This is a genomic window from Bifidobacterium sp. UTBIF-68 (assembly GCF_006408855.1).
Lineage (GTDB): Bacteria > Actinomycetota > Actinomycetes > Actinomycetales > Bifidobacteriaceae > Bifidobacterium > Bifidobacterium reuteri.
Map to the genome: position 1 here is coordinate 59,965 of NZ_JFAN01000008.1, position 14,681 is coordinate 74,645.

The window sequence follows — 14,681 nt, forward strand, 5'->3', positions numbered from 1 at the left end:
AGCCCCAGCCGGTGGATGTGCTGCCCGCGCTGTGCAACCCGCGCTACTCTTTAGAAAAGACGTACATGGGACTGGGGAAAACGACTATGGAACTGCGGGTGCTCAGATACTTCCTCGCCGTGGCCGAGGAGGGCAACATCACATGGGCTGCGGAACTGTTGCAGATTTCGCAGCCCACGCTCTCACGACAGTTGAAGCAGCTCGAGGATGAGCTGGGAGTCACCTTGTTTACCCGCGGGCGCCACAACATCACCCTCACCCGGGAGGGGCGGCTGCTGCGCGACCGTGCTCAGGCAATCGTGGAGCTGACCGACAAGACCGAACGCGAGGTTTCGAATGGCTGTAGCGGGGAACTCGACGGCGAGATCTCGGTAAGTTGCGGTGATGTGCGCGCCGTGGAATACCTGACCGCGCGCATGGCCGCATTTCGCCGATTGCACCCTCATGTCCGGTTCGTCATGGTCTCCACCACCGCCGACGTGATTCAGGAACGGTTGGATCAGGGCCGGAGCGACGTGGCGCTGATGACCGAACCGGTGGATGTGGCCCGGTTCGACTTCATGCGGTTGGACGCTGCGGACGAGTGGGGCGTCATGGTTCGCGACGATGATCCGCTGGTATTAGCCGGTGCCAGAACAGTCCGTCCCGAGGACTTGGTGGACCGACCGTTGCTGATGCCGTTCAGACCGCAGGTGCGCGCCGAACTGCTCAGCTGGTTCGGTCCTTTGCGTGACAAGGTGCAGCTCGCGTGCATCTTCAATCTGCCGCTCAACGCGGCGATGGCCGTACGACAGGGTGTGGGTGCCGCGTTGTGCTATGACGTGGGCCAGGTCGGCGAAGGATTGCGGTTCCTGCCACTGGCCCCGCATCTGGAAGCCAGGTCGGTGGTGGCGTGGAAGCGCAGCAGTATGCATGCCCCCGCCGTCGAGGCGTTCATCGCGTTCCTGCGCGAGGGCCTCGCGCAGTAGGCGGCGAGTGCGGTTGTGTGCAGATGCGTTCGGCTGAGGTTGTGCTGCCGCGTGATTGTTGCGTGTGACAGCTGGGGCGCGTCTGCCGTGACTGTCGCATGCAACGATTGACGTTGCGTCCCGCGTTGTCACCGCGTTGTCACGGCGTTGCCCCGTGTGAAGGGTCCACAAAAGACACGGAAAGGCCCAGAAAGGCCCCTAAAGACATGGTTGCTGAGTTGTTGCCGAGTGATGAATAGTCTAATCGTCCTGATTCCCAGTCTATTCCCAGACTGTTTGCACGCTGTGTGAAGTTGGATGCTGTTATATAGGAACCACGGCCGCAATGGCCGCGACAATTGAACTTCTTCCTCTCTTCTCCTTTCCAAGCCCGGCCTTACGGTCGGGCTTTTCCTTTGCCGGCCGAAATGAGACGACGGATGACGATGTATGTGTGGGTATGTGGGGAAGATGCCCCGGCCCATGCCGACGCCGGATCATGCCATGGCCGGGTCGATGTGAGTGGAGAAAGATGTGAGGGAATGTGCTCAACGGCCGGTGAATGTCGGGCTATAGGAGCTGATGTGGTGCTCTAGGCTCCTGAATCGCATCAACATAGCTATGGCAGTACGCATCGGGGATCTGCTGCCATGCCTGCAGGACATGCTCGCTTATCGCGGATAACTATTGGACAGAGAATCCATGCGCGCCATAATCGAAGGTGAAGCGGGACTGGTCCGCGCATCTGCAGGTGCGCGGCGCATCAGGCGCGCGCCGATCGCGTACCTGTCGAGTGGCGCTGCCCCGCTTTTTCAGGAAAGGAATCGATATGGGCAAGCGAATTCTGGTTACGTATTTCTCTGCCACCGGCACCACGAGGGCCGTGGCCGAACGATTGGCGAAGGCCGCCGGCGCGGATATCGAGGAGATTGTGCCGGCAGAGCCGTACACTGCCGCCGACGTGGACTGGCGGGATCCGAACAGCCGGTCCAGTGTGGAGCACCAGCACCGTGAAATGCGTCCCGAACTTGCGCATTCCATTGACATCACGCCGTACGATGTGGTGTTCGTCGGTTATCCACTGTGGTGGGAGACCGCGCCGCGCGTGGTGCGCACCTTCCTCGAGAGCGAGGATTGGTCGGGCAAGACCATCGTGACGTTCGCCACGTCCGGCTCCAGCATTCGCGGCGCCGACGGCGTGCAGCTGCATGACTCCGCGCCGGCCGCACACTGGATCGCGGGCCGTCGCCTCGCCGCGAACGTCAAGGAATCCGAACTCGACAAGTGGGTCGCAGGACTGGATCTGTGACTGTCGGCCGGCAATCTGGTCGCTGCTGAATCGTCCGATGTCGATCTGTCTGTTCTCGAATGGCTGTCGAACCTGCATCTACCTCGCGGGACGGAGCCTGCCGGAAGTTGCATGCAGGCAGTGCAGGCGACGATTCGGAAAACAAAACGATAACGAAGAAAGTGAGCACAACATGACGATGGACAATCCGAGCGCCTTCCCGATGGGCAAACCGAACGACGCCTATGCCCAGTATTTCGAAGGCCAAAGCTATCTCGCGCCGCTTGCCGGCGACGATCAGGTGAACGTGGCGAACGTGACCTTTGAGCCTGGATGCACGAATCACTGGCACATTCATCATGGTGTCTGCCAGATTCTGCTGGCGGTGGGCGGCCGCGGCTACTACCAGATCGAGGGGCAGGCTCCGGTGGAGCTCAAGCCGGGCGATGTGGCCTATATCCCACCGGAGACCAAGCACTGGCATGGGGCTGCGCCGCATGAGGCGTTCGCGCATGTGGCCATTATGCCCAAGGCCGAAGGCGCCTCGAACGAATGGCTCGAACCGGTGGACGAGGAGGAATACCGCCGTCTGGCGTAGCCTCCCATCCATCCAACCCAGCGATTGTTGTCTCTCGGCTTATCGCATCGACGGCGGCTTGTACTGGTCGTCGGCGGTGAAGCAGGTGCGGTAGACCATGGCCATGATGAGGCTGTCGGCCACCAGTGTCAGCGCCGCGATGGCGTCGAACACCACGAACTGGTATTTTGCCGCTTCGAGCGGGTCGCCTCCGGCGATCACCTGACCGGCCATCATGCCTGGGATGGTCACGATGCCGCAGGACGCCAATGTGGCCGTGGTGGGCAGCAGCCCCAAGCGAATCGAGGAGACGATGGACGGGCGCGCCGCCTCCCAGGCGGTGGCACCCAGTGCGAGCATCGTGTCGATCTCGTCACGTCGCTCGTCCATGCTCTCGTAGAACCGGCTCAACCCGACCGCCAGCGCGGAGACCGTGTTGCCCAGCAGCATGCCGGTCAGCGGCACCACGAGCTGCGGCGCGTACCACGGGTGAGGCCGCACCACGAGCTCGGTCACCAGCGAGATCATGAGCAGCATCGTGATGGTCAGACTCAGGAGCACCGGGCCTGCCAGCCCCTTCGGCACGCCTTTGGCGCGCGACAGCGTGATCTGCACGGCGGCCACCAACATCACGGCGATCACCGCGAACACCAGCCACACATTGTTCGCGCGGATTACATAGCCGACCACGAATCCCATCGCGCACAGCTGCAGCAACGCACGGCAGGCGGACCATAGCAGCGTCTTGCCGATGTTGATGCGCATGAGCTCGCTGATGCCCGCGGCGACGGTCACCATCGCCAGCGCCACGAGGAGGCCCCAGATATCGATGTCATAGGCGTTGCCGCTCATGCCCGTGCCCTCCTTGCCGTCGTGCCCGGAACCGAGGTCGTGCTGATCACTGCGCCCGCCGCCGTGCCCGCCTCCGTGGGTGCCGAGCTCGCATCCAGCACGCCATCCGCAAGGGTGACGATGCGACTGGCACGCCCGTCCGGCGGCCGATGCCTGATGCGCACGATCGCCATGCCGCGAGCCGCCGCGGTGGCCATGATGTCCGCCACTTTCTCGGCGTTCTCGTCGTCCAGACCGGCGTCCACCTCGTCCGCAAGAAGCACCTTCGGTCCGGTCAGCAGCGTGCGCGCCAGCGAGACGCGGGCCGCCTGACCTCCGGAGAGGTCGTGCGGCGGACGATCGAGATCGATGTCGTCGCACCCCATGGCGTCCAACGTCATGCGGATGCGCTGATCCGGCAACAGCCGGCGGGCCTGCTCCTCGTTGTTTCGAAACAGTGCGATGAACTTCCGCCCGATGCCGATATGTCCGATTCGTCGTCCGGCTTTGACGGTCGTCCCCGCATCGACGTTACCATCGCCACCGTCGCCGCGCGCCTGCATCCCATCTGCGCTCTTGTCGGCATCAGCAGCTGCGGTCCCGGCATCGCCGCCATCGGCCGCGCCCTCCGCGTCGGCCCTGATGGACAGACTGAACGGCAGACGTATCGCCTCAGCGACGGTCCGCCCCGGCAGAATCGGCTTCTGCGGCAGATACGCCACCTCGCGCCGCCACTGCTGCGGCGTGAAATCGTTGGCATCCCGCCCTTGCAGGGCAAGAACGCCGGTCGCATGCGGATTCAGCCGGGCGAACGCGGTCAGCAGACTGCTCTTGCCTGAACCGGACGGCCCCACCAGATCGACGATCTCGCCCGCCGTGATTGCGAAGGACAGCCCCTCGAAGATCACACGGTCGCCATCGGCGGACGGCACGGTGCATCCCACCCGTTCGGCGGTGAAAACGTTGGTCCTATTCATAGTCCGCACGTTACGTCGATGGTGGGCTGGCGGGCCAATCCGCACGCGTTTCTTAGCGCAGCCTAAGTAGTTTGGATGTCTGATATAACCGTAGAAACAGGCCTGTTCCGGTGTGCCGCCGGACAGATGCGCCCGATGTGGAGACATGGGCGATGCGAACGATGCGGAAAGTGCAGGGAACGGACGATGGGTGATTACGCGACAGACCCCGAACGGCTCATGCTGCCGTCGGTGCTGTTCATCGAAGACGACCCCAATCTCGGCGCCATGACGGCGGAGATGCTCGGCGTCGACTACCGGATCGATTGGGTGCAAACCATCACCGAAGCACAGCGGCGACTGAACGAGGACAGATACGATGCGCTCGTGGTGGACCGCAGGCTCCCGGATGGCGACGGACTGGACCTGGTCCGCCGAATCCGCGGCGGCGGCATCGCCACGCCAGCGCTGATCCTCACCGCGCTCGCCGAAGTGGACGACATCGTGGACGGACTCGATGCCGGCGCCAACGACTACCTGACCAAGCCGTTCCACTTCGTCGAGCTTGAGGCCCGGCTGCGCGCGCTGCTGCGCGGATTCCACGCGCAAGTCGCCAGCGTGATGATCGGTGACTGGTTGCTCAAGCCGGAATCGAACGTCATTGAGGACCCGGACGGACGCACCGTGCCGCTGACCGACGTGGAATCCAAGCTGCTCGCCACGCTCGCCTCTGCACCGGACCATGTGTTCGGGCGCGAGGAGCTGCTGCGCAACGCCTTCTCGGCGGGCAGCGACATCGGCGCTGTGGACGTGTACGTGTCGTACGTGCGCGGCAAAACCACCCGCGGCATCATCAGCACCGTGCGCGGCCGAGGGTATCGTATCGGCAGTCCGCGGGATTGACGGTGGGCGCCGTGGCGGACGGGCGCAATGGCGGACGGGCTCGCGCGGAATCGTCCGGCCTGTGCGGGCTGGTCGTCCCATACCAGGGCAGCCGATCAAACGGAATCAATAAGGAATGATGATGAAGACGAAGAACGACGGCGTACGCAAACCCGGTTCCGGCAATGTGGCAGGCCTGATCAGTCTGCGCATGACCGTGGCCATGACGGCGATCACCGTGCTGGGCGGCATCCTGTTCGTGCTCGGCGTGCTGCTCGGATCGCGGCATGAGTTCGCCGAACGCGGGCTTGACCCGAATGCCATGTCGGTCACCGCGCAGTACGGCTCGGGCATGATGGTCATCGACACGCGCAAGGCCGTGGCGTTCACGCTGCTGTTCGTGCTTGGCGTGATCGCCGCCGTGGCGCTGATCGGACGATACTACTCGCACAAGGAGGTTGCGCCGCTCGAGCACGCCTTCGAGCTGCAGAAGGATTTCGTGGCGGACGCCAGCCACGAGCTCAAGACACCGCTGGCCGTGATCGCCACGCGCATCGACCTCATCGACTTCCGCCGCGCCCACGGCCAGCCCATCGACGGCGTGCTTGACGATCTGCGCGGCGACGTGGACCGCATGAACGCCATCATCACCGACCTGCTGGTGGCCGCGCGCGGGGCGGTCAACGCAGAACCGGTGACGCTCGCCGGTGTGATCGACCAGTCCGTGGAGGCGGTCCGTCCGCTTGCCGACAAGCAGCAGGTGCGGGTCGCGACCCGCATCGACGGGAACCCGTCCCGGTTCGTCGTGCGCGGCAACGCTGTGGGGCTCTCGCGTTGCCTCGTCGCCGTGTTGGACAACGCCATCGCCCATGCGCCGGAAGGTTCCGACGTCACGGTCTCGCTTGGTTACCACCATCACAGTGACGTGGCCATCCGCGTGACCGATCACGGCACCGGCATCGGCGCGGATCCGGAGCGACTGTTCCGCCGCTTCGCCCGGGATGACGATGGTACTGCCCATCAGGGGTACGGTCTGGGTCTGGCGCTCGCCCGCGACGTGGCGAACCGGTATGATGGCACGCTCGACGTGGAATCGACATCCGCCGAAGGTACCACCATGCTCATCACCCTGCCCCTGGCCTAGTGTCCTGCTGCAGAAGTTCGTTGATTATCATTTGGTTCCTTTGGCAAAGGGAGCCGAAAGATACCGCCTGTCTTCTTAGTGGCGGTTAAGCGGGCGCACCGTAGCGTGTAGGACATGAACATCGCAACAATTACGCAATGCCCGGTCTCCACGGGCGGATTCATCGGCGCCATCACCGAATGGCTTGTCGGACTCATGTCGGTGATGGGCTGGCTCGGCACCGGCATCGCCGTGTTTCTGGAGAACCTGTTCCCGCCGATTCCCAGCGAAGTCATCCTGCCGCTTGCCGGCTTCACCGCCGCCCAGGGGCGCATGACGCTGGTCGAGGCCATCGCCGGCGCCACCGCCGGTTCGGTGATCGGCGCGCTGGTGCTGTACGCGATCGCCTACGCCATCGGCGCCGCACGCATGCGCCGCCTGTTCGACTGGATGCCGCTGACCGACGCTTCCGACATCGACAAGGCCAACGACTGGTTCGCGCGTTATGGGCTGGCCTCCGTGCTCATCGGCCGTGTGATTCCGATTGTGCGGTCGCTGATCTCCATTCCGGCCGGCATCGCCCGTACGAATCTGGCGAAGTTCACACTGCTGACCGCGCTGGGATCGGCCGTTTGGAATACGATTCTCGTGATGGCCGGGTATCTGCTCGGCGCCCAGTGGTGTTCGATCCTCGGGTTCCTCGACAAATTCCAGTACGTCGTCGCCGCGATCGTGGTGGCGCTGGTGGTCTGGTACGTGGTGGTCAAGGTCCGGGCCCATATGGCCACGGCCGACGAGTGACATGGTAATGGGGAGAACGGATGATGCGGCTGGAGGCGGAAGGGTATGCGCGACAGATTCGTCATGGGTCTGGTGGTCTGTCTCACTAATAATTGAGGGTTTCAGATTCTGCCTCTCACCCAGTCAGCTTCGCTGCCAGCCCCCTCATAGGGGCAATACCACTCAGGCAATTACGAGACAGGCACTATGGTGCGCCCGCGTTGGATGGTCCCAAGAGGATTCAGCCAGCAGTCGGTCTCGACTTGCTGAGCTCGCGGATGCGGTCGATGAAGGCCGTGACGGCGGGGGAGGGGTCCCGTGGGTAGAGCAGGCCGTAGTCGAGGCCGATGGGTTCGGGCCAATCGACCGGCACATTGATGAGCTGCGGATGGACGTCGTCCCACATCGGCTTCGAGATGAGCAGATCGCCGGACTGTGCGCATTCGTTGAACGTATCGAGGTCATAGTGGTCGATGTCCACGAGTTCGATGGCGGGATGCCGTTCCAGTAGATCCCGCGCCCGGTCGTTGCCGCCGTGATGCCGACTGAGTAGGTGAAGGCGGGTGCCTTCAAGGTCCGGCAACGATACGAATGGCCTGCGGGCGAGTGCGTGGTCTCGCGGCACCGCCACGCATAATGGCTCCCGATCGAGTGTGAGCGTGCCGCAGACATCGCCCCAATAGGCGGCGTCGAAGGCGGTGGCGATCATGTCTACGGATTCGCCGAGATGGGTGATGAGACTGTCGATGGTTTCGGTATCATCCGGCATCGAAACCAGTTCCAGGCGGATCTGCGGGTGACGGCCGGCATCCCGTTGCCACAGGTCCAGGATGCGACGGCCGAATCGCAGTATGGAGACGCCCAGACGGACGGGCGTGGCGTCTGAGGTCGCGCGGCGTTGCGCCTTGCGGATCATCTCGCGGCATTGGCGTCGGATCATGATGGCGTCTTCGATGAAATCCGCCCCGGTCTCGGTCGGCGTCACGCCGCTGCGCGAACGGGCGAACAACGTGAGACCGTAATCCCGTTCGAACGTGTTGATCTGTTTGGCCAGTGCGGGAGTGGACATGTTCAGCCGTCGTGCCGCATGCGCGAAACTGCCCGTCTCCGCCGCCGCGATGACGGCGTCCAGTCGTTTGTCGTACATTGCCGATGACCTGACCTATGCCTTGGTGTTCCTGGTATAAACCTGTGGTTTATACACCATAAACCACAATCATTAATACAGTACGATATCGCAAGCTTTATCCATCGTATACTGTCGCAGGCAATAACTCATGGTATATGAATGGAGGGGTAACAAGTGCAGTCGTCTACGCGGTATTCGTCCGTCCCGACCACGGCCGCGGCGGCCATCGCCTCGTTCCTGGTCGGTATGGACGTGCTCATCGTCAACGTGGCGTTGCCGACCATCACGGCCGAACTGGGCGGTGACATGGCCACCCAACAATGGGTGGTCGATGGATACAGCCTGCTGTTCGCCGCGCTGCTGCTGTTCGCGGGCAATCTCGCCGACCGCTGGGGAGCCAAGCGTGTGTTCGCCGCCGGGGCCGTGCTGTTCGCTGCGGCCTCGCTGTTCAGCGCGTTCGCGTGGTCGATGATGGCGTTGGTGGTCGGCCGCTGCCTGCTCGGCGTGGCGTCGGCGTTGATTCTGCCCGCTTCGATGTCCTTGATTAACGAGGCCAATCCGGACCCGAGAAGACGCGCGTGGGCGCTGTCGCTGTGGGGTGCGGGCGGTGCGTCCGCATCGGCGGTGGGTCCGCTGCTCGGCGGTTTGCTGACGCCGATTCACTGAAGTCTGGTGTTCGCGATCAACGTGCCGTTCTGCCTGCTGGTGCTGGCGCTTACACTGCGCATCGCACCGTCGCCGAAACGTATCACGCGGTTCGACTGGGTGGGTCAGGCGCTCGCGTTGGTGGGGTTGACGGTGCTCATCGCCGGCATTATCGAGGTGGGGGCGTTGGGTGTCGCTTCGCCCGTCGCGCTCGGTCTGCTGGTCGCCGGCGTGGCTGGGCTGGTGCTGTTCGTGTTCTCGCAGTCGAAGGTCGCCGTGCCGATGATGCCGCTTGGACTGTTCCGGGTGCGCGGCATGCAGGTCGCGCTCATGATCGGTTTCGTCATGATCTTCAACTGGTACGGGATGGTGTTCATCTGCACGATGTTCCTGCAGAACGAGCTGCATATGGGCGCATTCGCGGCCGGACTGGTGTTCGTGCCGTCCGCGTTCGTGACGATACTCGGCAATCTCATCGGCGGGCAGATCATCAACGCGCGTGGCTCGAAATTCTCGATCACATTGGGCTTGGGTATCATGATCGTCGGCTTCCTCATCGAATTCGTGACCCCGGTGCCGATTCCGGTGTGGTTGATTGCGACCGGGCTGAGCGTCGTCGGATTCGGTGCGGCCATCACCACCCCGGCCGCCGCAGGTGTGGTACTGAAAAGCGTGGATTCGGCGCAGGCGGGCATCGCATCCGCCATGTTCAACACGTTCCGTCAGGTCGGCGGCGCATGCGGCGTGGCCGTGTTCGGCGTCGTGGCTACGTTCCTGCCCTCGCTCACATTCGCGTTGAGGGCCGTCTTCCTCGTTTCCGCCGTATTGCTTATATTTGTTTTGTCTTATGAGCTGGTGCGCTGGAATGATGGGGATGGGCGGATGATCGTCGCATAGTGCCTGGGTAAGGCGGAATCCATATCGTAAGCAATCCTGTTGCCGTTGTCAGAGGTCGTCGGATTCGTCATTTGCCGTGAAAGATTGCACGATATGGCTTGGGCTGACGCAGTATTCCGGGAAATGCTCGATCAGCTCGGCATCGGATGTAATGACGCAGTCCGCATCGGCCTGCCGTGCGGCCGCGATGATGAGATCGTCCTCGAAATCGTCATGCTTGGGGCGCAAGGCGAGGGCGTCATCGCAGGTCTGCTGGTCGATTGGCGCGATGTCGCATAATGCTCGTGCCTGCTCCACACAGCGCCACGGTACATGACGTACCAGCATGTGCAGGGTCTCGTTTTCCAGAGACGATTCTCCCTGCTTGAATTGTCTGCGAACCATCGCCTCGGTTATGTAGGCGATGTCTTTCAACGATGTCGAGGCGCACAGCAATGCCACATCATGGTTCGCGCATGTCTCCAGGGCGCGTCTTGCCTGCTGTGCGTGCCCGTCGCGTTGCAGCAGATGATCCAGCAGTACGTTCGTATCCAGAAGGACACGCTGGGGATTCAGATGCTCCATCAGACGCTCCTTGTCATGTTCAGATAATCATCGAGTTTCTGGTCGTATACATCTGCGCGAATGCCTTGCCGGGTCTGCCCGGCCAGAAGATTTGTGTCTTCGTCGATGACTCCTGCGCGCAGGAGTTCCTCTTGTATGAGTCCTGAAGAGGCGTCGATCATCGTGAGCCTGCGCATCCGGCGCTGCTTGCGGGCCTGTTCCTCCGTCGTCGTTTCCAGACGCGGTACCTGTCTTCTGTCGGCGATATAGCGCCATAGCGAACGTATCACATCGCTGGGGGAGACGCCCTGCTCGCGCAGCACCGTATCGACGTCATCCTTGAGCTTGTCATCGATGCGCACGTTCATTTGTGTCATTGTCATATCGGGCTCCTTCTCAAGCCGTATGTTGCTATACAGTATAGCAGCATACGTTATTCAGGGGCGCGCGGATTCGATTGAGGTCGGTCATTGCGGCTCATGCCGGGGATTTGCTGCCGGCGAGGCGGGCAGTCTGCAAGCGTCCGGAATGTGAACGGAATTATGGACTGTTTGTGGTCGGCGATTAGCGTCGGACGCATGGTCACATGGGATTCGGAACAGTATCTGCGGTTCAACCGTGAGCGCACGCAGCCGTCGCGTGATCTGGCGATGCAGCTGCCGCCCGACGATGGGACGGTCCGGCGCGTGCTCGACATCGGCTGCGGGCCGGGCAACAGCACGGCCGTGCTGCGCGAGCGCTATCCGCACGCCGAAATCCTCGGCGTGGACAGTTCGCCGGAGATGATCGAGGCCGCGCGCAAGGCGCATCCCGATATCGATTTCGCGCTGTGCGACGTGTCCGTGGAGTCCGGGGAGGCCGGAGACATCCTTGGCCTTGCCGATCTGCCGGATGACTTCGACGTGGTGTTCTCCAACGCCTGCATACAATGGGTGCCGGACCACAGCCACCTGATTCCGCGGCTGTTGGGACGCTTGCGTAAGGGCGGCGTCCTGGCCGTGCAGACGCCGATGAACTACGAGGAGCCGATTCACCGCATCATCGGCGAGATCGTCCATTCGCCGGCCTACGCCGACCGGCTTCCGCAGCAACGCGAGTTCTACAACCTCACGCCGCCTGAATACTGGGAACTGCTGCATACGTACGCCGCAACGTTCCGCATGTGGAAGACCACGTACATGCACACGCTTCCCTCGCATGAGGCCATCATGGACTGGTATCGCGGCACCGGTCTGCGCCCATACCTGCAGGCGTTGGCGACCGATGAGGAACGCCGGATGTTCGAGTCGGAGGTATTCGCCCGCGTGCGGGAGGAGTATCCGACCCAATCCGACGGCAGCATTATCTTCCCCTTCCCGCGCTTCTTCTTCACTGCGGTGAAATAGCTGGGGCGTCCGTCTCGACCTGCCCGATGACGTGCGCGGGATTGCCGACCACGATCGCCCCTGCCGGCACGTCATGCGTGACGACCGCAGCCGCGCCGATGATCGCGCCGTCGCCGACCTCGACCCCTTGCAGCACGGTCGCGCCCGCGCCGATCCACGCGCGTTTGCCGATGGCGATTGGTCGGCATACCGTGGTGGCGCGACGGTACGGGTTCTTGAGATGGTTGATGGTGATGAGCTGCACGTTCGGGCCCAGGAACGCATCATCGCCGATGGTGATGCCCCCGAGGTCCATCAACGTGCAGCCCCAGTTGATGAACACGTTGCGGCCGATGGTGATGTTATGGCCGAAATCCGTATAGAACGGCGGGTTGAAGCGGAACGACGGATCCACCGGATGTCCGACGATGCGCTCGAATAGCTCGTGTGCCTCCTCCGGCTCGTGCCAGCCGGTATTGAGCTCGGCGCACAGCCGTTTCGTCGTACCGATGATGGACGCGATCGCCTCGTATTCCGGTTCGTCCGGCGAGACCGGTTCGCCGCCGCGGTCACGGACGAGGATATTCAGGGCATGCGGGATGCCATGATGGTCCGGGGCCTGTTGAAGGTCTGAGGTGTGCTGAAGGCTCGGAGTGCTCCCAAGGCTTGAGGTGTTCGGAAGCGCGGCATCCGGATGATTCGCGTCTGGGCGCGTTCCAGGCGTTCCAGTTGGGCGGGCTGTGGGAGTGGGGAGGGCTTGGATTGTCCCAGTCATATGCGGTTCCTTATATTCACATGAGTGCGGTTCTTGCCTCCCATTGAATCGATATGCAGCTCATGCGTCCAATAGTGTCATGTGCAGCCATGCAATGCCCTGTGGCTATGGCTGGAAAACGGGACGAAACATAAGTCAGCGACGAGGTCGGTTTATGTTTCGTCCCGTTTTGTGGTGGCAAAGTGGGACGAAACGCAAGTCGATGTCGTGCGAAACTTATGTTTCGTCCCGTTCGGGCATGCATCCGGTGCTGAATTCGGCGGCTGTGTCGACGCCGCGATGCATGAGCGCGGTCATGATGTCCGCCAATTCGTCGTCCGGAGCGTCCATATCGCCGCGCACCCATTGCTCGAGTACGGCGCAGATAGCGCCGGCCCAGAATCGGCTGACATAGCGTGGGCCGATTTCGCGGGCCAGAGGACTGCGGTTCATGTTCTGCTGGATTGCGTCGATGATAAGACTTCCATATCCGGCTTCCAACAACAGCCGGTATTGCGGCGCGATGCGGCGGACCTCGCCGAGCGGCGCATCTGGGACTATTGCGCCCGGGTCTGCGAACCGTATCTCAATCAGGCGGACAGTGCTTCCTGATAGGCCTTGGTGGCGGCGGACAGCGCCTCATCGGTGATGCCGAAGGCGCCGAACGTCACGAACGGCTTGATCCAGGTGGCGCTCACGTAGTTGGCCGTGCCCTGGAAGGGGGTGAGCACCTGGTCGATGACGAACTTGTTGGAGCCGTCCGGCTGGTAGGCGGTCTCCGGGGAGCCGGTGGAGACGGCCACGCCGAATTCCTTGCCCTCGAAGGCGTGGCCTTCGGAACCGTATGCCCAGCCGTGCTGCAGCACCTCGTCCTCCCAGCTCTTGAGCAGCGCCGGGGAGGAGAACCAGTACAGCGGGAACTGGAAGACCACGCGGTCCGCTTCTTCGATGGCCTTCTGCTCGGCGGCCACGTCGATCTTGCCGTCCGGGTACAGCGCGTACTCGTCGCGAACGGTCACATTATCCAGTTTGGCGGCGGCCTCGGCTAGCGCCTTGTTGACGTGTGACTGGCCCTTGAGGTCAGGGTGGAACACCAGCACCAGAGTCTTCATGATGTGTATCTCCTTTTCTTGATGATGTTGTCGATGGCCTTCTGCGCCGGCAAATATATGCCGGCTAATTGCCATTCCGCTTACCAGTCTCGCAAATGACGCGCCCATCGGCGTTGCCTCTACGTCGTGGGCGAACGGCGGATGCCTGTTGCGGCTCATTCCAGCGTGCGATAGTCGTTCGCAGCCGGTTGTCCGGCGCCCTTATATAGTTACCTATAGTCATTATCTTTAGTAACTATATGGGGATTGTGATGACTGAAGATATGGATGCCGTCGCGGCAGTCGATGCGCATATGGGTGCACGAGCAGGCGCGCCCGCGAAACTGCCGGCGGAGTGCGTGCGGGTGCTGATGGACGCCTGCTGGAAGGCGAAGACCATCGCCGAACTCATGCCGGAACTGCCGCGCGGAATGAAACCACGATACGTGCACGTCATCGACGCGGTATGGCATATCAACGCCCCACACGGGCAGAGCACGGCCACGGCCCGCGTGGGCGATGTGAGCGCCTTCCTCGGCGTCACCACGCCCAGCGTGACCAAGCTCGTCGGCGAAATGGCCGAACGCGACCTGCTGGTCAAGCATGCGGACGACACCGATCGACGCGCGGTCACGCTCACCCTCACCGAACGGGGGCTGGCCATCCGCAAAGCGTATGTGGCGGACTATCACGCGCACCTGAGCGAACTGCTCGCCGCCATCACTCCGGAGGAATGCGAAACCGTCGCGCGCACGATAGCCAAGGCGCTGACCCTCATGCGTGAGGACGACTGGCAGGTGCCGCGGGGGAAGCAAGAACGGCAAGGAAAGGAAGACAGCGCATCATGAATCAACACCACACAACACAATCATCT

General features: G+C 62.4%; 16 protein-coding genes and 1 pseudogene. 9 read left to right on the top strand and 8 right to left on the bottom strand.

Features of this window, described 5'->3' with window-relative positions; translation table 11 throughout:
• Positions 1-65 precede the first annotated feature (65 nt).
• The 3 genes from BW14_RS02605 (at position 66) to BW14_RS02615 (ending at position 2,833) form a co-directional block, all read left to right on the top strand.
• Positions 66-968: a LysR family transcriptional regulator gene (locus tag BW14_RS02605; protein ID WP_258185025.1), complete on the top strand. Its 903-nt coding sequence runs from the start codon at positions 66-68 to the stop codon at positions 966-968.
• Positions 969-1,776: 808 nt separating this feature from the next.
• On the top strand, positions 1,777-2,256 hold the full coding sequence (locus tag BW14_RS02610; RefSeq protein WP_044090378.1) for a flavodoxin: 480 nt from the start codon (positions 1,777-1,779) through the stop codon (positions 2,254-2,256).
• A 178-nt stretch (positions 2,257-2,434) separates the two neighbouring features.
• Complete coding sequence (locus BW14_RS02615) at positions 2,435-2,833, top strand: cupin domain-containing protein (RefSeq protein ID WP_044090389.1); 399 nt, start codon at positions 2,435-2,437, stop codon at positions 2,831-2,833.
• Positions 2,834-2,872: 39 nt separating this feature from the next.
• Here the strand turns inward: BW14_RS02615 and fetB are convergent, their stop codons facing one another.
• The gene (fetB, locus tag BW14_RS02620; RefSeq protein ID WP_044090377.1) at positions 2,873-3,664 is read right to left on the bottom strand and encodes an ABC transporter permease; all 792 of its coding nucleotides are present in this window, start codon (positions 3,662-3,664) and stop codon (positions 2,873-2,875) included.
• Positions 3,661-4,620, bottom strand: a complete 960-nt coding sequence (locus BW14_RS02625) for an ATP-binding cassette domain-containing protein (RefSeq protein WP_081977836.1) — start codon at positions 4,618-4,620, stop codon at positions 3,661-3,663. The genes fetB and BW14_RS02625 overlap by 4 nt, the downstream gene beginning before the upstream one ends.
• A 186-nt stretch (positions 4,621-4,806) precedes the next feature.
• On the opposite strand from BW14_RS02625, the gene BW14_RS02630 reads away from it, so the two are divergent.
• The 3 genes from BW14_RS02630 to BW14_RS02640 all read left to right on the top strand — a co-directional run bounded on the left by BW14_RS02630 (position 4,807) and on the right by BW14_RS02640 (position 7,405).
• Positions 4,807-5,502 carry a response regulator transcription factor gene (locus tag BW14_RS02630; RefSeq protein ID WP_044090375.1) on the top strand — a complete coding sequence of 232 codons (696 nt, stop codon included), beginning with the start codon at positions 4,807-4,809 and terminating at the stop codon, positions 5,500-5,502.
• A 121-nt stretch (positions 5,503-5,623) separates the two neighbouring features.
• A complete protein-coding gene (locus BW14_RS02635; protein WP_052382090.1) occupies positions 5,624-6,625 on the top strand; it encodes a HAMP domain-containing sensor histidine kinase in 1,002 nt (333 codons plus the stop codon).
• A 114-nt stretch (positions 6,626-6,739) separates the two neighbouring features.
• Positions 6,740-7,405, top strand: a complete 666-nt coding sequence (locus BW14_RS02640) for a DedA family protein (protein WP_044090374.1) — start codon at positions 6,740-6,742, stop codon at positions 7,403-7,405.
• Positions 7,406-7,625: 220 nt separating this feature from the next.
• Here BW14_RS02640 and BW14_RS02645 read toward each other — a convergent pair whose 3' ends face one another.
• The gene (locus BW14_RS02645) at positions 7,626-8,531 is read right to left on the bottom strand and encodes a LysR family transcriptional regulator (RefSeq protein ID WP_140489224.1); all 906 of its coding nucleotides are present in this window, start codon (positions 8,529-8,531) and stop codon (positions 7,626-7,628) included.
• Positions 8,532-8,687: 156 nt separating this feature from the next.
• Here BW14_RS02645 and BW14_RS02650 point away from each other — a divergent pair.
• Positions 8,688-10,055 (top strand): annotated as a pseudogene (locus tag BW14_RS02650) (MFS transporter).
• Between the two features lie 48 nt (positions 10,056-10,103).
• Here BW14_RS02650 and BW14_RS02655 read toward each other — a convergent pair.
• Positions 10,104-10,619, bottom strand: coding sequence for a PIN domain-containing protein (locus BW14_RS02655; RefSeq protein WP_044090371.1), 516 nt, complete (start codon positions 10,617-10,619; stop codon positions 10,104-10,106).
• Positions 10,619-10,981 (bottom strand): type II toxin-antitoxin system RelB/DinJ family antitoxin, encoded by a 363-nt coding sequence (locus tag BW14_RS02660; RefSeq protein ID WP_044090369.1) that lies wholly within the window; start codon positions 10,979-10,981, stop codon positions 10,619-10,621. Before BW14_RS02660 ends, BW14_RS02655 begins: the two co-directional genes overlap by 1 nt.
• 195 nt (positions 10,982-11,176) lie before the next feature.
• Between BW14_RS02660 and BW14_RS02665 the strand changes: the two genes are divergently transcribed.
• Entirely contained in the window at positions 11,177-11,983 is an 807-nt protein-coding gene (locus BW14_RS02665) for a methyltransferase domain-containing protein (RefSeq protein WP_044090368.1), read from the top strand.
• Here the strand turns inward: BW14_RS02665 and BW14_RS02670 are convergent.
• From BW14_RS02670 to BW14_RS02680, 3 genes are all read right to left on the bottom strand, one after another.
• Positions 11,967-12,737 (bottom strand): sugar O-acetyltransferase, encoded by a 771-nt coding sequence (locus BW14_RS02670; protein WP_140463177.1) that lies wholly within the window; start codon positions 12,735-12,737, stop codon positions 11,967-11,969. The two genes, BW14_RS02665 and BW14_RS02670, sit on opposite strands and share 17 nt — an antisense overlap.
• A gap of 216 nt (positions 12,738-12,953) precedes the next feature.
• Positions 12,954-13,220 (bottom strand): TetR-like C-terminal domain-containing protein, encoded by a 267-nt coding sequence (locus BW14_RS02675; protein ID WP_308810353.1) that lies wholly within the window; start codon positions 13,218-13,220, stop codon positions 12,954-12,956.
• An 86-nt stretch (positions 13,221-13,306) separates the two neighbouring features.
• Positions 13,307-13,828, bottom strand: coding sequence for an NAD(P)H-dependent oxidoreductase (locus tag BW14_RS02680; protein ID WP_044090366.1), 522 nt, complete (start codon positions 13,826-13,828; stop codon positions 13,307-13,309).
• Between the two features lie 293 nt (positions 13,829-14,121).
• On the opposite strand from BW14_RS02680, the gene BW14_RS02685 reads away from it, so the two are divergent.
• Positions 14,122-14,655 carry a MarR family winged helix-turn-helix transcriptional regulator gene (locus tag BW14_RS02685; protein ID WP_044090384.1) on the top strand — a complete coding sequence of 178 codons (534 nt, stop codon included), beginning with the start codon at positions 14,122-14,124 and terminating at the stop codon, positions 14,653-14,655.
• The last annotated feature ends 26 nt before the right edge of the window (positions 14,656-14,681 follow it).